Consider the following 18,716-nt stretch of genomic DNA (forward strand, 5'->3'; position numbering starts at 1 on the left):
CTCAGCGACAGATCCGCGCCACCGCGGCAGTGAGCTCCTCGACCGTCCGGTCCTCGCCCGTCCTGGCCCGCGCCGGCGTGGGTCGTACGGGGGAGCGGGACGCCGACGGGTCCGGCGACGGGGGCGACGACGGGGGTACGGCGGTGGTCAGCAGGCCCTGGGCGGCCCGCAGCCGGCGCGCCGACCGGTCCGCCGGCACGGGCCCGGGCCGCGCGGACGCCGCCGGGCAGGACGCGCACGCTCCTGAGCAGGCTCCACCGCACCGGCCGCCGCAGGACCCGCCGCACGTGCCGGCGCACGCCGCCGGGGCCGCTCCGGCCCGGGCCGGGATCTCGCACGCCCCGCGCGGCGCCGCGTCGATCCCTTGCAGCAGGTACGAACCGACCTCCTGCGGCCAGAGCGCGACGAACTCGGCGCCGGCGTCCAGGAGCTGGTCGACCGAGTGCATGCCCCACGCGACGCCGACCGCCCGGATGCCTTCCTCGACCGCTTCCCGGACGTCGCCGGCGGTGTCGGTGACGAGGACGGTGCCTTCGGCGGCGACCTCGACCGGCACCATCGCCTCGTCGTAGTCCGCGCTGCACCGGCGGCCGAAGCCGCTGCCGGTGTCGGCGAGGAACTGCCGGATCGCCGTCCGCTTGTCGGGCACCGTGTCGCCACCGAAGACGTGCGCGAAGCAGAACGCCAGGTCGTTGTCGACGAGGATCCGGCGCATCACCGGCAGGGCGTTCGACGACAGCAGCGCCAGCGTCGCGACCGACGCGAGCCGGCGGACGACGTGCAGCATCCCGGGGATCATCACCGGGTGGTAGCCGACCCGCAGCGCGGCGAGGAAGTCCGCCTTCACGGCGCGGTACTGCTCGGCGTCCGTGCAGCGCTTCTCGATCTCGCCGAACACGTTGCTGCGGAACAGCTCGTAGTAGGCCTCCGGGGTGTCCACGCCGAGCCCGAACCGGCGGTTGACGCCCTCGAAGATCTCCCAGGAGGCGTACCGGGTCTGCACGAGCGTGCCGTCCATGTCGAACATGACCGCGTGCACCGGCCGGACGACGTCCGGCACCTGGCCCAGCGGGGAACCGGCGGCCACCGGGGCCTCAGCGGTGGTAGACGGCGCAGAGCTCGCGCAGGCCCACGAAGTCCATCGCCTCGCCGTGCCCGCCGTCGGCCGACGTCTCGCCGCGGATCGTCCACCGGAGCAGGCTGTTGTGCCCGACGGTGCCGGGCCAGGCCTGCCAGGGGAACGTCGTCAGGGCACGCCCGTCGAGCTCCCACGTCCGTCCCTTGGCGTCGGTGAGCTGCAGCGAGACGTGCTCGGGGTAGAAGCCTTCCCGGTCGCTGACGCCTCCGCCGCTCGCGAGCCCGACCGCCTCGCCGCGATCCATGACGTACCCGTGGGTGAGGCGCAAGGGGGACGGTGCGTCGGGACCGGCTGCGGTGTCGAAGTCGAAGATCGCGTGCACGGCGAGGTCCTTGCTGAAGTGCGCGTGGAGCCAGCTCATCCGCGACGTCTGGCGCTCCGCGCGGATCCCCCAGCTGTGGTCCATCGTCGCCACGCAGTCGATGTCGTACCGGCGGCCGCGGAGCACGAGCTCGCCCTCGTAGTGCCCAGACTGGTCGAAGTGCCCGGCGTACGCGTGGCCCCACGTCTTGTCCATGTCGCGGCGGGCCGCGAGCGGGTCCATGTCCGGGTCGTTGATGTCATACCCCGGCATGAGCGCGGTGTACCGGAAGTGCAGTGACATCTGGGCGTCCGGGTCGTCGAAGTCGACGTCGAACACCCTGTTCGGGTCGGTGCAGCGGACCTTCAGCCCGTTCGCCAGCGAGTAGTCGCACAGGTCGAAGTCCGGCCCCATCGGCAGGTGCTGCCAGGCGTCCCAGTAGTCCGCCGCCCACGGCATCGTCACCCGGCCGGAGTTCACCGACACCGTCGAGCTCGCCGCGCCGACGTTCGCCCGGGCCAGCAGGTAGACGCCGATGTTCACCGCCGGTTCGGCGACGTAGAGACCGAAGTAGTTCGTCTCCGCCCAGAGCGGGTCGGTCGTCGTCGGGGTGTGCAGCCGGGCGTCGTCGTCCGTGATCACTGCGCCTCCTCGGGCCGGATGGGCGGCCACCGACCCCGGGTCGGCAGCCGTGCGCGACCCTCGCACTCTCCCGCCCGGCACAGGCCCGGCACAGGGCGGGCCCGGACAACCCACCGCAGCAACGTTGTCCCGTGCGGATAGCGCGACCGGTCTGCGCCCGCTCCTACTGTCCGGACGTCGGGTGCGGAGCAGAACCCAGGACCCACGACGACGGCGGTGAGGCGATGAAGCTCGCGACGGTGGTCGGCCAGGTCGTCTCGACCGTCAAGGACACGGGCCTGGACAACCTGTCCCTGCTCGTGCTGCGCGACACCGGACCCGGGGCCGCCACGGACGCACCGACCTTCGTCGGCGTCGACCTGGTCGGTGCCGGCGACGGCGACGTCGTCCTCGTCGCGACCGGCGGCGCGGCCCGGGTCTGCACCCAGACCGCCGCCACCCCCACCGACTGCGCCGTCGTCGCGATCGTCGACTCCGTCGTCCACCAGGGCACCGTCAGCTACTCCACCGTCTGACCGCACCGTCTGACCGCACCGCCTGACCATCGCGAGATCGGATCCGGGAGGAACCATGGCAACGAACGACTCGTCGTCCGCACCCGCCGGCCCGCGTGGCGCACTCGGCCTCATCGAGACCAAGGGGCTCGTCGGGGCCATCGAGGCCGCCGACGCGATGGTCAAGGCGGCCAACGTCCAGGTGATCGGGCATCGCGAGATCGGCGGCGGCCTGGTCACGGTCATGGTCCGCGGCGACGTCGGTGCCGTGAAGGCGGCCACCGACGCCGGCGCGGTCGCCGCCGCGAAGGCCGGTGAGGTCGTGTCGGTGCACGTCATCCCGCGCCCGCACGACGAGACCGAAGGGATCCTCGCCGTCCTCACCCGGCCGAAGTCCTGACCCTCACGGCGCCAGCACGGAGGTGAGCCATGCCCGCACCGACGGTCACGACCGGACCGGCCGCGCTCGACCCGGACCTCGCCGCCCTCGCCGAGGTCCGGCAGAAGGTGCGTGCCGCCCGCCACGCGTTCGACGCCCTCGAGGGCGCCGACCAGGCCGACCTGGACCACTACGTCCGCGCGATGGCGGCCGCGGGCACCGCGGCCGCCGAGGACCTGGCCCGGCTCGCCGTCGACGAGACCGGCTACGGCGTCTACGAGGACAAGATCCACAAGAACCGCTACAACACCGGGTTCGTCGCCCGCTGGATGCTGCAGCGCCGTGCCGTCGGTGTGCTGTGGGTGGACGAGGAGCACAAGGTGACCGCGGTCGGTGCTCCGATGGGCGTCATCGCGGCGATCATCCCCGTGACCAACCCGACGTCGACCACTCTGTTCAAGAGCCTCGCGGCGGTGAAGTCCGGCAACGCCGTCGTCCACGCCCCGCACCCGCGGGCGGCCCGCTGCACCGCGCTCGCCGCCCGGGTGATGGCGGACGCCGCGGTCGCCGCCGGCGCCCCCGAGGGGATCATCGGCTGCCTCGACGCCCCGACGCTGGCCTCGACGGCCGAGCTCATGCGCCAGCGCGAGGTCGCCCTGGTGCTGGCCACGGGCGGGCCGGGGATGGTGCGCGCCGCCTACTCCAGCGGGAAGCCGACGATCGCCGTCGGTGCCGGCAACGTGCCGGCCTGGGTCGGCCGGAGCACCGCGGACCTCGCCGAGGCTGCCGAGATGATCATCTCCTCGAAGTCTTTCGACAACGGGACGGCGTGCGTGGCCGAGCAGTCCGTCGTCGTCGACGCCGCGGTCGCCGACGAGTTCCTCCGCCACTTCGAGGCCCGCGGCGCGTACTGGATGAGCCCGGCGGAGCAGGCCTCGCTCGCCGGTGCACTGTTCACCCGGGAGGGCGGCCTGGACCCGGCGAACGTCGGCCAGACCGCCGTCCGGCTCGCTGCCACCGCCGGGTTCTCCGTCCCTGCCGGCACCCGGGTCCTGGCTGCCGAGCTCGACCGGGTCGGCGCCGACGTGCTGCTCTCCCGGGAGATCCTCGGACCGGTCCTGTCCGTCTACCGGGCCGCCGACAGCGCCGCCGGACGGGCCCGCTGCCGCGAGGTGCTCGCCCTCGGTGGTGAAGGCCACACGGTCGCGCTGCACTCCAGCGACCACGCCGAGATCGCCCGCTTCGCCACGCTTCCCGCCGGTCGGATCGTCGTCAACACCCCCGCTCTCTTCGGTGGCATGGGCTACTCCACCGAGGTCGACCCGTCGTTCCAGCTCGGCACCGGCACCTGGTCGGGCTCGATCTGCTCGGACAACGTCACCCCGCTGCACCTGGTGAACATCAAGCGGGTCGCGCACGAGGTCAGGCCGTGGCGCAGCGTCCGGGAACCGGTGAGCCTCGATGACCTCTGAACCGGCCGCCGACGTGGCGCCTCTCGACGTGCCCGGCCCGCGTGACCCGTCCCTGCTGCTCGCCGCCACCGCGGAGCGGCTCGGTCGCGGAGCCGCCGCCCACGTCGCCGCGGGCCCCCTGCGGGTCGGGGTCGACCTGGGAACGGCCACGACGGTCGTCCTCGTCCTCGACATCGACGGTGCCCCGGTCTGGGCGGACAGCCTGGCCGCGCACCCCGTGCGGGACGGCGTCGTCGTGGACTTCCACGGTGCGGCCCGCGCCGTCCGGACCCTGCGCGCGCGGGCCGAGGCCGACCTCGGGCGGCCGTTGCCGGCCGCCGCCTGCGCCGCCCCGCCGGGTGTCCCGGCCGCCGATTCCCGCGCGTGCGTGCATGTCTGCGAGGCGGCCGGCTTCGACGAGGTCACGCTCACCGACGAGGTGAGTGCCGCGCAGCGGGTGCTCGAGGTCCGCGACGGCGTCGTCGTCGACGTCGGCGGGGGGTCCACCGGCGTCGGGGTGTTCCGCGCCGGGGCGCTGGTCGCCCTCGACGACCGGCCCGGCGGCGGGCACCACGTCGACCTCGTCCTGGCCGGCGGCCTCGGGATCGGCGTCGAGGACGCCGAACGCCTCAAGCGCGAGGACCCGACGACCGCGCTGCCGGTCGTCGTCCCCGCCGTCGAGCGGGTCGCGGAGTCGGTGCGCCGGATGACCCTCGGCGCGAAGGACCTCCCGGTCCACCTCGTCGGCGGCGGTCTGATGCTGCCCGGAGCCGCCGCCGTCGTCGAGCGCTGGCTCGACCGGCCGGTCCACGGCTACCCGCACGCGCTGCTCGTCACCCCGGTCGGCATCGCGAGGAGCGCGCCGTGAGGGGCGGGCCGTCGACGGCGACGTTGCGGACGTACGCCTTCATCGACCGGATGCAGCCGCAGTGCGCGGCGCACATCGCCGCGACCAGCCCGGGTGACGTCCCGCTCGCCGGGATGTCCGAGCTCTACATCGAGATGGCCCCTGGCAACGAGGTGTTCCGGGCCGCCGACATCGCGCTCAAGGCGGCCGGCGTCCGCCCCGCGCTGCAGATCATCGAGCGCGAGTTCGGGCTGCTCGAGATCCACTCCGAGCAGCAGGCCGAGGTGAAGGCGGCCGGGCAGGCGGTGCTCGACGAGTTCGGGATGTCCGAGGGGGACCGGCTGCGCCCGGTCATCGCCTCCACCCAGTTCATCACCAACGTGCACCCCTACCAGGCGCAGCTGCTCAACAAGTGGCGCAAGGGCTCGATGCTCATGCCCGGGCAGAGCCTGTTCATCATGGAGGTCGCCCCTGCGGCCTACATCGCGATCGCCGCGAACGAGGCCGAGAAGCACGCGAACATCACCGTCATCGAGCTGCGCGCGGTCGGACGGTTCGGCCGGATGTTCCTGTCCGGCACCGAGAGCGAGGTCGAGTCCGCCCGGGACGCCGCCGTCGCCGCCCTCGAGGGCGTCCACGGCCGGGAGGCGTGATGCGCGTCGTCTCCGCGCAGGACGTCGACGCCGCGGGGCACGAGTTGGTCGTGGGTCCCGGCGACCTGGTCACGCCGCTCGCCCGCGAGCGTGCCATGGAGCGCTCGGTGCGGATCGTCGTCCGTGGCGCCGCGACCGGCGCGATCCCGACCGGCGCGGGGGGCAACTCGGCCGGCGTCGACCGCGCCGGCGTCGATCTCGCGGCCGGCCCGCCCGCGGACCTCGGCCCCCCGTCCGGTGCGCTGTTCCGCCGCGGCGGACCGGTCCCGGCCGTGTCCGCCGCAGCCGGTGTGCGCACCCTGTCCCCGGCGTCGCCGGGTGGTCCCGGTCGCGCAGCCCGGGTCGTCGTCGTGGGGGCCGGGCACGTCGGGATGATCGCGGCGCTCCGGCTCGCTGAGGCGGACGTCGTCGACGAGGTCGTCCTCACAGACGTCGTCGAGGGGCTCGCCGCCGGGATCGCCCTCGACCTCGCGCACACCAGTGCGCTGAGCGGGTTCCGGACCCGGCTGCGCGGCGTCGGCCGGGTCGAGGACGCCGGCCCCGCCGACTACTACGTCCTCACCGCGGGTCGGCCGCGCAGCCCCGGGATGAGCCGGGCCGACCTCGTCACCACGAACGCGGCGATCGTCGACACCGTGAGCCGTGCGATCGCCCGCACCTCGCCGGCCGCGGTCGTCGTCGTCGTGACCAACCCGCTCGACGAGATGACCCACCAGGCGTGGCGCAGCACCGGTTTCCCGGCATCCCGGGTACTCGGCATGGCAGGTGTCCTGGACACCGCACGGTTCCGGGCGCTCACCGCGGTCGCCGCCGGCGCGGCACCCGACGAGGTCGACGCGGTCGCGCTCGGCAGCCACGGCGACGAGATGGTGCTGCCGCTGTCCCGGGCCGCCGTCGCCGGTCGGCCGCTGCAGGAGCGGCTCCCGGCCTCCGCGGTGGACGGCCTCGTCGAACGGGCCCGAGGCTCCGGCGCCGAGATCGTCGCGCTCCTCGGCACGGGCAGCGCGTTCATGGCTCCCGGAACCAGCGCCGCGGCGATGGTCCTCGCGATGGTCCGTGACCGGGGCGAGGTGCTGCCCGCCGCGGTCCTCGCCGACGGCGCGTACGGCCTGCGCGACGTCTACATCGGTCTGCCCGCCCGGCTCGGCCGCGACGGCGTCCGCGAGGTCGTCGAGGTCCCGCTCACCGCGCCGGAGCGGGCAGCGCTCGTCGACGCCGCGCACCGCGTCCGGGCCCGGGTCGAGACCCTCGCCGACGTGCCGCCCGGCACCACCGCGACGGGATGACCCGGTGCGTGCCGTGGCCTACTGGGCGCCGGGGGAGCTGCGCCGGGTCGACCTGCCCGAGCCGAGGGTCGAGGCACCGGACGATGCTGTCGTCGAGGTCCGGCGGACCGCCGTCTGCGGCACCGACCTGCACCTCGTCGGCGACGGGCACGGGCTGACCCCCGGCACGGTGACCGGCCACGAGCTCGTCGGGACCGTGCGAGAGGTCGGCCCCGGGGTGCGACGGGTCCGACCCGGGCAGCGGGTCGTCGCGGCGGACTTCACCGCGTGCGGCCTGTGCTGGTGGTGCCGTCGCGGCGACCACTGGGAGTGCCACGAACGACGGTTCATGGGCACCGGGACGGCGTTCGGCCCCGCCCTCGCCGGTTGCCACGCCGAGCTGGTCCGGGTGCCGCATGCGGACGTCGTCCTCGCCCCGGTGCCGGACGAGGTGCCGGACGACGCGGCTGTCTTCGTCGGCGACGCCCTCGCCACCGCCTACGCCGCGACCCGCCGCGCCCGGTTCCTGCCGGGCGACGTCGTCGCAGTCCTCGGCGGCGGCCCGGTCGGACAGCTCTGTGCCCAGGTCGCGCAGGCGCTCGGCGCCGGGGTCGTCGTCCTCGTCGAGCCGCTGGCCGCCCGCCGCAACCTTGCCGAGGCGTGCGGCGTGCCGGCGGTCGAGCCCGCCGCCGCCGCGGACGCCGTCCGCAGGCTCACCGACGGTCGGGGGGCCGACGCCGTCCTGGACGCCGTCGGTGGGCCGGCGCTCCTCGACGCCGCCCTCGAGCTGCTCCGGCCGCGCGGGACGCTGTGCTCGGTCGGTGTCCCGGGGGACCGGTCGTGGTCGCCGTCCCTCGCCCGGCTCTTCGCCGACGAGATCACCCTGTCGTTCGCCGTCGGCGACGCGATGCGCGACGCCGACGCGCTCTTCGGGCTGCTGCGCGGCGGGCAGGTCGACCCGCTCCCGCTGGTCACCGCGACGGTGCCGCTCGGTGACCTGCCGGCCGCGTTCGGGGTCGCAGCCTCCCGGTCCGGGGTCAAGACCCTGGTGCGCCCGGATGGCTGACGCAGATGTGTTCACACCCGGCAAACCCGAACGTAGACTCACGGTCTCGGCTGGACCTGCCCCGAGGAGCGACCCGATGACGCTCGCGACTCCAGAGCCTGCGCGCCCGGCCGACGACCTCTGCGGCCTGCTCAGCACCGTGCCCGCTTCCGCCGAGGAGGCCCGCAGCCAGTTGCACGCGGCGATCGAGTCCACCGTCGGCGGCCCGGTGTCCCTGCTGCGGCAGGTCCCCGACGGGCGCTGGGCGCTGCTCGCCGGTCCGCGGGTCAGGCCCGCCGCGATCGACCTCACCGGACGGCGCAGGTCGGGCCGGATGCGCTGGTGCGAGGCCGGCGGTGTCGGGGTGGTCACCCACGACGTCGCCGTCGCAGACGATCTGCTCCCGGTGCTGCAGCAGGCCTGCGCCTGGCTGACCCTCGTCCTGTCGCGCGGTGAGGCGGTCGCCGCCGGATCGGACGCCGGCGCGGAGAGCCGGGTGCTGCAGGAGGTGATCGACCAGCTGCTCCGGGTCCGGGACCTCGACCAGGCGCTGCTGTCCATCACCGACCGCACCCTGACCCTGCTCGACGCCGACATCTGCGGGGTGCTGCTGCGCGAGGGCGACGAGCTGCGGATGCGGTCGTGCGCAGGGCACCGGATGGTCGAGACCGGCCGGCTGCGGATGGGCCGCGGGCAGGGCGTGGCGGGACTCGTGTTCCTCACCGGCAAGCCCGCCAAGGTCGACGACTACGTGCGGGACGCCAGCATCAGCCAGGACTTCGTCCCGCTCGCCGAGCTCGAGCAGACCCGGTCCGCCCTCGCCGCGCCGCTCACCTTGCACGGCGAGGTGATCGGCGTCCTCGAGGTGTGGCGGCGACGGCCGTCGCTGTTCACCGAGGACGACGTCCGCCGGCTCGTCACGCTCGCGGACGCCGCGACGATCGCCATCGACAACGCCCGCCTCTACGACGAGCAGGCCGCCGCGCTCGAGGAGCTGTCCCGGGCCCGGGACGCCGTCGAGGCCCAGCTCGCGGTGCACCAGCGCACGGCGCACCTGCAGCGGACCCTGCTCGGCGCCGTCCTCGAAGGCGAAGGGCTCGGCACCGTGACCCGGGTCGTCGCCGAGGAGACAGCCTGCCGGATCGCCGTCTACTACGGCGGCGGGCAGCTCGCCGCCCGGCACCCGACCCGCCTCGAGCCGGTCGACCTGCCGTCCCGGCTGCGGATGCCGGCCCGGCCGGGACGGCACGAGGTCACCCTCACCGACGGCAGCAAGCACGTCGCCTGGGTGCACCCCCTCGTCGCCGAGGGCGACGAGCTCGGCTGCGTCGCGCTGCTGCCGGGCCGGGAGCCGCCCGAGGTGATGGACGTCGTCGCCGGGCAGGCGGCGATGGCGTGCAGTCTCATGCTGCTGCGGCAGCGGGCCGCCGGGAAGGCGCGCGCCGAGGCACTGGAGCAGGTGGTCTGGGACCTCGTCCAGGGCAACGCCGAGCAGCTCGCGGGTGCGCGGTCCCGGGCCAAGCAGCTCGGCGTCCCGCTCGACCGGCCGATGCGGCTGGTCGTAGGGCGGCTGGACAAGGTCGAGGACGTCGTCGCCCTCCAGGGCTGGACCGCGAACCAGGCCGACCGGATGCGCCGCGACGTGCTCCGCACGTTGCGCCAGCGGTTCGGCCCGCAGCATCTCGTGCTCGCGGCCCACCGGGCCGACACCTTCGTCGCGGTCGTCGCGGGCCTCGACGCGACCGCCGTCCGGGAACGGTTGTCGGCGCTCAGCGCGACGATCCACGAGGACCTGCCGAACCTGTGCGTCAGCTGGGGCGTCAGCCGCGAGGACCCGGACCCTGCGGTGCTGCCGAGATCCTTCGAAGAGGCCAGGGTGGCGGCATCCGCGTCCCGACGGCTCGGCGGCGACGGCGTCTGCCTCTACGAGCAGCTCGGCATCGTCCGGCTGCTGCTCGGCTCCGGACGCGAGCCCGACCTGCAGCAGTTCGTCGACGACGTGACCGGACCCCTCGTCGAGTACGACCGGGACAACACCGGTGCGCTGCTGCTCACCCTGCGGGCCTTCTTCGACGCCGACTGCAGCCAGCGCGCGGCGGCCGAACGGCTGTTCATCCACCACAAGACGATGCGCTACCGGATGGAGAAGATCCGCCAGCTCACCGGGCTCGACCTGGCGCACCACGAGGACCGGATGCGGGCAGACTTCGCCCTGCGGCTGCTGCAGGTCAGCGCCGACGCGGCCGCGGTCGTCGTCGGCCCGGAGCAGTGAGCCGGAGCCTCTGCGCCACAACGGTTCCGTGCCCCGACGACAGGAAGAGAACGACCGGTGACCGCTGACCCCGCGCGCCCTCTGCTGCTGGTGACCAACGACGACGGGATCACCGCCCGAGGCCTGTGGGACCTCGTGCGTGCCGTCGACGGGCTCGGTGACGTCGCCGTCGTGGCGCCCGTCCGCGAGCAGTCCTGGACCGGGCGGGCACACCGTAGCGACCCCGACGAGACCGGGACCGACCTGGTGACCGCCGTCGTCTCCCGTGAGGTCGCCGCACCCGAGGACGTCGAACTGGTCAGATGCCACGCCGTCGCCGCCACTCCCGCCCGGTGCGTCCGACTGGCGCTCGACGGCTTCGGGCTGCGACCCGCCGTCGTGCTGAGCGGGATCAACTCCGGCAGCAACGTCGGTGCACTGGTCAGTGCGTCCGGGACGCTCGGTGCTGCCTGGGAGGCCGCAGGCGACCTGCTGCCGGCGGTCGCCTTCTCCCGGCCGGAGCGGATGGACAGCACCCAGGTCCCCGCGATGCTCGGTCACGTCCGGTCGGTCGTCGAACGAGTCCTCTCGGACGGACTGCCCGCGGGCGCTGCCGTGCTCAACGTGAACCTCCCGCTCGAGGTCACCGCCGACGCGTCGTGGACCGTCACGACGACGAGCGGCACCTCGCTCTACGGGCACCGGATGACACCCACGACCCGGGACGACGGCACGACGCTGTGGGCACTGGACTTCCTGCTCCACGAGGTCGCGCACGCCGAACCGGGCTCGGACCTCGAAGCACTGAGGGACGGGAGCGTCTCACTGACGTTCCTGCCGTCCAGGCACGGGCTGACCGCGACCTGGTGACGCGGCGGGCCGGGGAGCTACCGGGTGTCGTGGCCGGGCTCGGGGCGGGTCAGGAGCGGCTCGACGTGGTGCTCGCCGTGCGCCTGCTCGTGGCTCTCCCGGGCCCGGGTCAGCAGGGCCATGAGCTCCGGCTCGTCCCGCACCTTCTTCCGGTACTTCGGGCCCAGGGCGACGATCGTGTCCCGCTCGGCCAGCAGCAGCTGGAAGACCCGTTCCCGCTCGCCCTGGTCGTGGGTGTACTCCATGTCGAGGTAGCTGGTCGCGTGGCGGCGGGCGTTGGCGATCGCGGTCTGCGCCTTGCCGGCCGGGCTGAGCAGCGAGGCCACCACGGTGAGGACGAGGACGCCGAGGATGACCGCGAGGCTGAGTCCGGTGGAGATCTCCACGACCTCGACCGGATCGCCGCCGTTGACGAACGGCAGGTTGTTCTCGTGCAGGGCGTGGAGGATCAGCTTGACGCCGATGAACGCCAGGATCGTGGCCAGCCCGTAGGACAGGTAGATCAAGCGGTCGAGCAGGTCGTCGATGAGGAAGAACAGCTGCCGGAGCCCGAGCAGTGAGAACGCCGTCGCGGTGAACACGACGTACACGTTCTGGGTCAGACCGAAGATCGCCGGGATCGAGTCCAGGGCGAAGAGGATGTCGGTGCCCCCGATGGCCACCATGACCAGCAGCATCGGTGTCAGGACGCGCCTGCCGTCCTGCACGGTGAACAGCTTGTCGCCGTCGTAGTGCTCGGTGGTGGGCAGCACCCTGCGTGCGATCCGGATGACCAGGGTGTCCCCGGCGCCTTCCTCGTCGTGGTCGGGCTTGAGCAGGTTGCCTGCGGTCATCAGCAGGATCAGGCCGAAGATGTAGAACACCCAGGCGAAGGTGTTGATCAGTGCGGCACCGAGGAAGATGAAGCCGGTACGGGCGACGAGCGAGAACACGATGCCGAACAGCAGGACCTTCTGCTGGTCCTCGCGAGGCACCCGGAAGGTGGTCATGACGATGAGGAAGACGAACAGGTTGTCGACGCTCAGCGCCTTCTCCGTGACATAGCCGGCGAAGTACTCCGAGCCCATGTCCGCCCCGCCGAAGACCAGCACACCGACCCCGAACAGCACGGCGATCCCGATGTAGAGCGCGGACCAGAGCGACGACTCCCGCAGCGTCGGCACGTGCGCCTTGCGGACGTGGAACAGCAGGTCGTAGACGAGCAGCCCGACGATGAAGGCAAGGGTCGCTGCCCAGACCCAGATCGGGACTCCCATGGGTACTCCTCGTGCTCGCCTGGACTCGGACCGGGGTGCCTCCCACCCGCTCTGGACCGAGGATCCCATCCAGGCAGCCGGAGCACTGATCGAGTCTCCACGGCTCACGAGCTGACGAGCTCACGCGCGTCGAGCGGTCACGAGGTCGCTCCGAGACGCCGCTGACCGGGCACACGGCCCGAGAACCGTGTGCCCGGTCAGCGCGTGCTTCAGGTGCGTCCCTGCCCGGTCACTTCACTTCGGAGCGGCGCAGGAACAGCAGCCCGACGGTCAGCGGCAGCACGATCCAGATCGCGGTGGTCGAGCCGAGCATGGCCCACTCCCGGCCGGTGTTCGTGGCGCCGTCGAAGAGGGTGACCTGGGTGTAGTTCCAGTCGATCCACGGCTGCACGTCGGAGAACCACTCGCGCACCTGGGCGAGCAGGGCGAGGATGCCCGGCAGCACGAGGGACACGACGAAGTAGCCGACGATGGCGGCGGCGGAGTTGCGCAGCACGACGCCGAGCGTGAACCCGATCGCCATGCCGACGAGGTTGCCGAGCACGATCTGCGGCGCGGTCGAGAGGGAGATGTCCCAGACCGTGTCGACGCCGGCGAGTGCGGAGCCCGCCAGGTTGCCGAGAGCTCCGACGGCGAACGCGACACCCATCGAGACGACGCCGACCAGGAAGGTCGCGATCGCCTTGGCCCCGATCACCCGGCCGCGACCCGGCACGAGCGTGAAGGTCGTGAGCCCGCTGCGCTGGCTCCACTCGCTGGTGACGCCGAGGATCGCGATCATCGGCAGGATCACCGACATCGGCAGGCCGATCGCGGTCGCGAAGCTCTCGTAGGTGACCGCGTCGTCGGGCGCGAAGATGATGACAGCGCCGGTGGCCACGACCGAGAGGACGCCGATGCTGAGCAGCATCCAGAAGCCCGAGCGGGTGTTGAACATCTTGCGCAGCTCGACCTTGATCAAGCGCGCTGTCGGGATGTGGCGGACGGGCCGGCGAGCCCGGACCACCGCCGACTGGTCGCTGGTCGTGGGGGAGACGGTCGTGGCGGTCATGCCGCAACTCCTTCGCGCTGGGTGTCGGCGGTGAGCGACAGGAACATGTCTTCGAGGCCCGCGCCCTCGGCAGAGCGGAGCTCGGTGAGGGCGATGCCGGCGGCCAGGGCCACGTCGCCCACCCGGGCGGGGTCTGCGTCGGTGCGCACCGAGCCGTCACCGGCGAGCACACTGGCGATCCCCGCCTGCTCGAGGGCGTGCGCGAGATCGCGCGGAGACGTGGAGCGAGCGAGGGTGCCGGCAGCAGCGAGCAGCTCCTCCTTGGTGCCGGCCGCGACGATCCTGCCGTTGCCGATCACGACCAGGTCGTCGGCGATGACCTCGATCTCGTGCAGGAGGTGCGACGACAGCAGCACGGTGCCGCCCTTGTCGGCGTAGCCGCGCAGCAGGTCGCGCATCCAGCGGATGCCGGCCGGGTCGAGGCCGTTGGCGGGTTCGTCGAGGATCAGCACGCGCGGGTCGCCGAGCAGCGCGGTGGCGATGCCGAGTCGCTGGCGCATGCCGAGCGAGTAGTTGCGGACCCGGCGCCTGGCCTCGTTCGGCGTCAGACTGACGAGCTCGAGCATCTCGTCGATGCGGGTGCGCGGGAGCCCCATCGTGTCGGCGGCGACGGTGAGGATCTCGCGGCCGGTGCGGCCGGCGTGCTGAGCGGAGGCGTCGAGGAGGACGCCGACCTCGAGGCCGGGGTTGGGGAGGTCGGCGAACCGGACCCCGTCGATGGTGGCCGAGCCGGACGTCGGGGCGGTGAGACCGACCATGACGCGCATCGTGGTGGACTTGCCGGCGCCGTTCGGACCGAGGAAGCCGGTCACGCGGCCGGGCCGGGCGATGAAGGAGACGTTGTCGACGGCCGTGAAGCCGGCGTACCTCCGGGTCAGTGAGTCAACGGTGATCATGGGTCCAACCCTCGCGGCCCGCACCGGTCGGCACATCGGGTGTCACCCCCCACGCGGCCCCCAAACGAACCGGGCCCGACCCTGAGTCGGGCTCGGGGTCACCCTGACCGTGCCTGTCACGATCGCGAGCCGCGAGTCGTCATGGGTCCTCGGCCACTCGCGGGTCTCGATCTCGACGGAGACCTACGAGCACGTCACGCCGGTCGCCGCGGAGTCGCTCGTCCCGAACGACACAGGTGCCGTCCGCCGGCTGCTGTCAAACAGTTCAGGCCCCGGGCTCCCGGGGGAGCCACAGGGCCTGTGACCTGCACTTTCTTCGGTGCGCCGTCAGGGACTCGAACCCCGAACCCGCTGATTAAGAGTCAGCTGCTCTGCCTATTGAGCTAACGGCGCGAACGCTCGACGAGGTTATCAGGGGCCGGGCCGCGGAGTGAAATCGGTTCCCCCGGGGCGCCGTCACCACGTGGTCTGCGGCTCCGGTTCGCCGGCGAGCAGCTCGTCGGAGTGCGGGCCGTGGGGCATCGACAGGTCCATGACGAGGGTCAGCGGGAGGTGGCCGTCGAGCCACCGCATCGCGAGCGGGCGCAGCCGGGCCGGGTCGGGCAGCAGGAGGTCGCAGGCGCGCTCGTGGGCCAGCCACGACGCCGTGCGCGCCGTCTCCACCGTCTGCGCGAAGTCGCCTCGCATCACCGGTCACCGTCCTGTCCGCCGGCACGGGCCCGAGTCCCGTGCTCGGCGTGGATGTCGACGTGTGCACCAGGGCACTTGACGGGACCGTCACCCGAAGGGACGTGCGCAGGGGTCGGGGTTCACCCGGGTGCGCGGTCCGGCGACGGGCTGTGACCATCGTGCGACCCGTCGCGTGCGGACGGACGGCGGCCCCGCGCAGGGACTCCACCTGTCCCCGCGCGGGGCCGCCGTCCTCCTGGGCCGCCCGGCCCCGCTCAGCGGGTGTCGCTGGCCACCTGGGTGCTGCCGAGGATGCTCGCCCGGCCCGCTTCGAGGCGCGCGACGGGCACCCGGAAGGGCGAGCAGGAGACGTAGTCGATGGCGATGGACTCGAAGAAGTGGATCGAGTCCGGGTCGCCGCCGTGCTCGCCGCAGACGCCGATCGGCAGGTCCGGCTTGACCTCCTTGCCCTCCCAGGCCGCGATCCCGACGACCCGGCCGACGCCCGCGACGTCGATCGACTCGAACGGGCTCACCGAGAAGATCCCGTGCTCCATGTACTGCGGGAAGAACGCGGCCTCGACGTCGTCGCGGCTGAAGCCCCACACGGTCTGGGTCATGTCGTTGGTGCCGAAGGAGAAGAAGTCGGCCTCCTCGGCGATCTGCGCCGCCGTCATCGCCGCCCGCGGCAGCTCGATCATCGTGCCGATCGGGATGTGCAGGTCGACACCGGTCTCGGTCGCGACCCGGGCGAGCGTCTTCTCCGACTCGTGCCGGATGACGACGAGCTCCTCGACGGTCGCGATGAGCGGCACCATGATCTCCGGCCGCGGGTCCTTGCCGGCCTTCTTCAGCCGGGCGGACGCCTCGGCGATCGCCTGCACCTGCAGCTGGAACAGGTCCGGGACGACGAGGCCGAGCCGGACGCCGCGGGTGCCGAGCATCGGGTTCTGCTCGTGGAGGCGCTGCACCTGGCGGAGCAGCTCCTCGGCCTCGGCGTCCCGCTTCCCGAGCGCCTCGGCGACGGCGACCTTGACGGACAGCGTCGTGAAGTCGGGGAGGAACTCGTGCAGCGGCGGGTCGAGCAGCCGGATGACGACCGGCAGGCCGTCCATCGCCTCGAGGATGCCGACGAAGTCCTCGCGCTGCAGGGGCAGCAGCTCCTGGAGGGCGGCGTTCCGGGCGTCCGCGGTCCGGGCCAGGATGAGCCGCTCGACGATGCCGCGCCGGGAGCCGAGGAACATGTGCTCGGTGCGGCACAGGCCCACGCCGGAGGCGCCGAAGCCGCGCGCCTTCGCCGCGTCGTCCGGGGTGTCGGCGTTGGCCCGGACACCCATCCGGCGCCGCGCGTCGGCCTGGTCCATGATCCGCTGGACGGCGTCGAGCAGCTCGTGCTGGTCGGCGTCGATCCGGCCGTCGAGGGTCTCCCCGCGGAGCACCTCGGCGACGGGGGAGGGGGACACCGGGACGGCGCCGAGGTAGACCTCGCCGTTCGTCCCGTCGATGGAGATGACGTCGCCCTCGGCGAAGCGCCGACCGTCGGTCGTCGTCACCTCGTGGTGCTTCGGGTCGACGCGCAGGGCCTCGACGCCGACGACGCACGTGCGGCCCATGCCGCGGGCCACGACGGCCGCGTGCGACGTCTTGCCGCCGCGGCTGGTGAGGACGCCGCGGGAGGCGACCATGCCGCCGAGGTCGTCGGGGTTGGTCTCGCGGCGCACGAGGATGACGTCGTCGCCGTTCGCCGCCCACTCGATCGCCGTCTCGGACGTGAACGCCGCCTTGCCGACCGCGGCACCGGGGCTGGCCGCCATGCCGGTGGCCAGCAGCGTCCGGTCCGCCTTCGGGTCGAACTGGGGGAACATCAGCTTGGCGAGCTGGTGGCCGTTGACCCGGGTCACCGCGGTGTCGATGTCGATGACGCCCTCGTCGACGAGCTGGACGGCGATCCGGAAGGCCGCGGCCGCCGTCCGCTTCCCGACGCGGGTCTGGAGCATCCAGAGTCGGCCGCGCTCGATGGTGAACTCGATGTCGCACAGGTCCTTGTAGTGCGCCTCGAGCACGCGCATGATCCGCTGCAGCTCGGTGTGGGAGGCCGGGTCGATGCGCGCGAGGTCGTCGAGGCTCAGGGTGTTGCGGATGCCGGAGACGACGTCCTCGCCCTGGGCCTTCTCGAGGTAGTCGCCGTACGAGCCGGGGCGGCCGCTCGCGGGGTCGCGCGTGAAGGCGACGCCGGTGCCGGAGTTGTCGCCGAGGTTGCCGAAGACCATCGCCATGACGTTGACGGCGGTGCCGAGGTCGTCCGGGATCTTCTCCTGGCGGCGGTAGAGCCGGGCCCGGTCGGTGTTCCACGACCGGAAGACCGCGAGCACCGCCATGGACAGCTGCTCGCGCGGGTCCTGCGGGAAGTCGCGGCCGGTCTCGGCGCGGACGACGTCCTTGTACTCGGCGACGAGCGCGCGCAGGTCGTCGGCGTCCAGCGAGAGGTCGTTCGTCGAGCCGTGCGCGGTCTTCTTCGCGTCGAGGCGCTCCTCGAAGCGGGCGCCGTCGATGCCGAGGACGGTCTTGCCGAACATCTGGACGAGCCTGCGGTAGGAGTCCCACGCGAAGCGCGGGTCGCCGGAATGGGTCGCGAGGCCCTCGACGGAGGCGTCGTTGAGCCCCACGTTGAGCACGGTCTCCATCATCCCGGGCATCGAGAACTTGGCCCCGGAGCGGACCGAGAGCAGCAGCGGGTCGTCGGCGTCGCCGAGGGTGCGGCCGAGCCGGGCCTCCATCCGGGAGAGGTGCTCCTCCATCTGGACGGCGAGCTCGGCCGGCTCCTCGTCGTGGAGGAGGAACCAGCGGCAGGCGTCGGTCGTGATCGTGAAGCCGGGCGGGACGGGCAGCCCGAGGTTCGTCATCTCGGCGAGGTTCGCGCCCTTGCCGCCGAGGAGGTCCTTGAGGTCCTTGTTGCCGTCCGCGAAGTCGAAGACGAACGTTCCGGAACCGGTCGGTGCGTCCGGGCGGGTGCTCACGGTCGCGGCGACGGGGGACTGCTGGGTGGTCGAGGTCTGCACCCCGAGCGTGTCGGTGGACACGGCGTTCGGCTCGTCAGGGCCGGGCTCGGCGGCTCGGGTCTCGGGATGTGTTGTCGGCATCGTTGCCTCCTCGACGGACGTCCGGGCTACCCGGCGCACGTCCACCCTCGTCCTCCTCGACCGTCCCATCGTGGGACCAAGGGCTCACACGTGCACGTCCGTGCGCATGCGGGGAAGGCCGGCGGCGACCGAGGTCCCGCCCCCGGTCCCCGGCAGCGGACGAGAGTCGAAGGACCTGATGTCGCACCGAAGGACGTGGCCATGCCCGTCGACGAGAGCCCTGCCGCCCGACCCGACCCCGACGCAGCGACCGCAGCCCCCGAGGCAGCCGCCACGGACCCGGACGAGACGACCCCGGAACGTTCGTCTTCGACTTCGCGGACGGCAACAAGGACCTCAAGGACCTCCTCGGCGGCAAGGGCGCGAAC

At 72.9% G+C, this 18,716-nt stretch carries 17 protein-coding genes and 1 tRNA gene; 10 read left to right on the top strand and 8 right to left on the bottom strand.

Annotated elements, in window-relative coordinates:
• Nucleotide 1 precedes the first annotated feature (1 nt).
• The gene (locus EDJALFJO_RS14495) at nucleotides 2-1,087 is read right to left on the bottom strand and encodes an HAD family hydrolase (RefSeq protein ID WP_198950301.1); all 1,086 of its coding nucleotides are present in this window, start codon (nucleotides 1,085-1,087) and stop codon (nucleotides 2-4) included.
• A gap of 7 nt (nucleotides 1,088-1,094) precedes the next feature.
• Complete coding sequence (locus EDJALFJO_RS14500; protein WP_088286403.1) at nucleotides 1,095-2,081, bottom strand: hypothetical protein; 987 nt, start codon at nucleotides 2,079-2,081, stop codon at nucleotides 1,095-1,097.
• Nucleotides 2,082-2,305: 224 nt separating this feature from the next.
• On the opposite strand from EDJALFJO_RS14500, the gene EDJALFJO_RS14505 reads away from it, so the two are divergent.
• The 9 genes from EDJALFJO_RS14505 to surE all read left to right on the top strand — a co-directional run bounded on the left by EDJALFJO_RS14505 (nucleotide 2,306) and on the right by surE (nucleotide 11,336).
• Nucleotides 2,306-2,596 carry a EutN/CcmL family microcompartment protein gene (locus EDJALFJO_RS14505; protein WP_088286405.1) on the top strand — a complete coding sequence of 97 codons (291 nt, stop codon included), beginning with the start codon at nucleotides 2,306-2,308 and terminating at the stop codon, nucleotides 2,594-2,596.
• A 55-nt stretch (nucleotides 2,597-2,651) separates the two neighbouring features.
• Nucleotides 2,652-2,975, top strand: coding sequence for a BMC domain-containing protein (locus EDJALFJO_RS14510; RefSeq protein ID WP_088286407.1), 324 nt, complete (start codon nucleotides 2,652-2,654; stop codon nucleotides 2,973-2,975).
• Nucleotides 2,976-3,004: 29 nt separating this feature from the next.
• Nucleotides 3,005-4,426: an aldehyde dehydrogenase family protein gene (locus EDJALFJO_RS14515; protein WP_088286409.1), complete on the top strand. Its 1,422-nt coding sequence runs from the start codon at nucleotides 3,005-3,007 to the stop codon at nucleotides 4,424-4,426.
• Nucleotides 4,416-5,273: an ethanolamine utilization protein EutJ gene (eutJ, locus tag EDJALFJO_RS14520; RefSeq protein ID WP_088286411.1), complete on the top strand. Its 858-nt coding sequence runs from the start codon at nucleotides 4,416-4,418 to the stop codon at nucleotides 5,271-5,273. The genes EDJALFJO_RS14515 and eutJ overlap by 11 nt, the downstream gene beginning before the upstream one ends.
• A gap of 50 nt (nucleotides 5,274-5,323) precedes the next feature.
• On the top strand, nucleotides 5,324-5,905 hold the full coding sequence (locus tag EDJALFJO_RS14525) for a BMC domain-containing protein (protein WP_088286439.1): 582 nt from the start codon (nucleotides 5,324-5,326) through the stop codon (nucleotides 5,903-5,905).
• Between the two features lie 95 nt (nucleotides 5,906-6,000).
• Complete coding sequence (locus EDJALFJO_RS14530) at nucleotides 6,001-7,191, top strand: malate dehydrogenase (RefSeq protein ID WP_369812536.1); 1,191 nt, start codon at nucleotides 6,001-6,003, stop codon at nucleotides 7,189-7,191.
• A gap of 4 nt (nucleotides 7,192-7,195) precedes the next feature.
• Nucleotides 7,196-8,236: an alcohol dehydrogenase catalytic domain-containing protein gene (locus EDJALFJO_RS14535; protein ID WP_088286413.1), complete on the top strand. Its 1,041-nt coding sequence runs from the start codon at nucleotides 7,196-7,198 to the stop codon at nucleotides 8,234-8,236.
• 76 nt (nucleotides 8,237-8,312) lie between these two features.
• Nucleotides 8,313-10,487: a helix-turn-helix domain-containing protein gene (locus EDJALFJO_RS14540; RefSeq protein ID WP_143448583.1), complete on the top strand. Its 2,175-nt coding sequence runs from the start codon at nucleotides 8,313-8,315 to the stop codon at nucleotides 10,485-10,487.
• A gap of 57 nt (nucleotides 10,488-10,544) precedes the next feature.
• Nucleotides 10,545-11,336, top strand: coding sequence for a 5'/3'-nucleotidase SurE (gene surE / locus EDJALFJO_RS14545; RefSeq protein ID WP_088286417.1), 792 nt, complete (start codon nucleotides 10,545-10,547; stop codon nucleotides 11,334-11,336).
• Between the two features lie 17 nt (nucleotides 11,337-11,353).
• Here surE and EDJALFJO_RS14550 read toward each other — a convergent pair whose 3' ends face one another.
• From EDJALFJO_RS14550 to EDJALFJO_RS14560, 3 genes are all read right to left on the bottom strand, one after another.
• Nucleotides 11,354-12,592 (bottom strand): TerC family protein, encoded by a 1,239-nt coding sequence (locus EDJALFJO_RS14550; RefSeq protein ID WP_088286419.1) that lies wholly within the window; start codon nucleotides 12,590-12,592, stop codon nucleotides 11,354-11,356.
• 229 nt (nucleotides 12,593-12,821) lie between these two features.
• Nucleotides 12,822-13,643 carry an ABC transporter permease gene (locus EDJALFJO_RS14555; RefSeq protein ID WP_088286421.1) on the bottom strand — a complete coding sequence of 274 codons (822 nt, stop codon included), beginning with the start codon at nucleotides 13,641-13,643 and terminating at the stop codon, nucleotides 12,822-12,824.
• The gene (locus EDJALFJO_RS14560; protein ID WP_088286423.1) at nucleotides 13,640-14,539 is read right to left on the bottom strand and encodes an ABC transporter ATP-binding protein; all 900 of its coding nucleotides are present in this window, start codon (nucleotides 14,537-14,539) and stop codon (nucleotides 13,640-13,642) included. The genes EDJALFJO_RS14555 and EDJALFJO_RS14560 overlap by 4 nt, the downstream gene beginning before the upstream one ends.
• Nucleotides 14,540-14,648: 109 nt before the next feature.
• Here EDJALFJO_RS14560 and EDJALFJO_RS14565 point away from each other — a divergent pair, with 109 nt between their 5' ends.
• Nucleotides 14,649-14,843, top strand: coding sequence for a hypothetical protein (locus tag EDJALFJO_RS14565; protein WP_088286425.1), 195 nt, complete (start codon nucleotides 14,649-14,651; stop codon nucleotides 14,841-14,843).
• A gap of 16 nt (nucleotides 14,844-14,859) precedes the next feature.
• Here the strand turns inward: EDJALFJO_RS14565 and EDJALFJO_RS14570 are convergent.
• The 3 genes from EDJALFJO_RS14570 to ppdK all read right to left on the bottom strand — a co-directional run bounded on the left by EDJALFJO_RS14570 (nucleotide 14,860) and on the right by ppdK (nucleotide 18,348).
• Nucleotides 14,860-14,932 (bottom strand) — tRNA-Lys (locus EDJALFJO_RS14570).
• Nucleotides 14,933-14,995: 63 nt separating this feature from the next.
• The gene (locus tag EDJALFJO_RS14575) at nucleotides 14,996-15,226 is read right to left on the bottom strand and encodes a hypothetical protein (RefSeq protein ID WP_143448584.1); all 231 of its coding nucleotides are present in this window, start codon (nucleotides 15,224-15,226) and stop codon (nucleotides 14,996-14,998) included.
• Nucleotides 15,227-15,483: 257 nt separating this feature from the next.
• Nucleotides 15,484-18,348, bottom strand: a complete 2,865-nt coding sequence (gene ppdK / locus EDJALFJO_RS14580; protein WP_088286443.1) for a pyruvate, phosphate dikinase — start codon at nucleotides 18,346-18,348, stop codon at nucleotides 15,484-15,486.
• Nucleotides 18,349-18,716 lie beyond the last annotated feature (368 nt).

This window comes from Kineosporia sp. A_224 (assembly GCF_002198655.1).
Taxonomy (GTDB): domain Bacteria; phylum Actinomycetota; class Actinomycetes; order Actinomycetales; family Kineosporiaceae; genus R-H-3.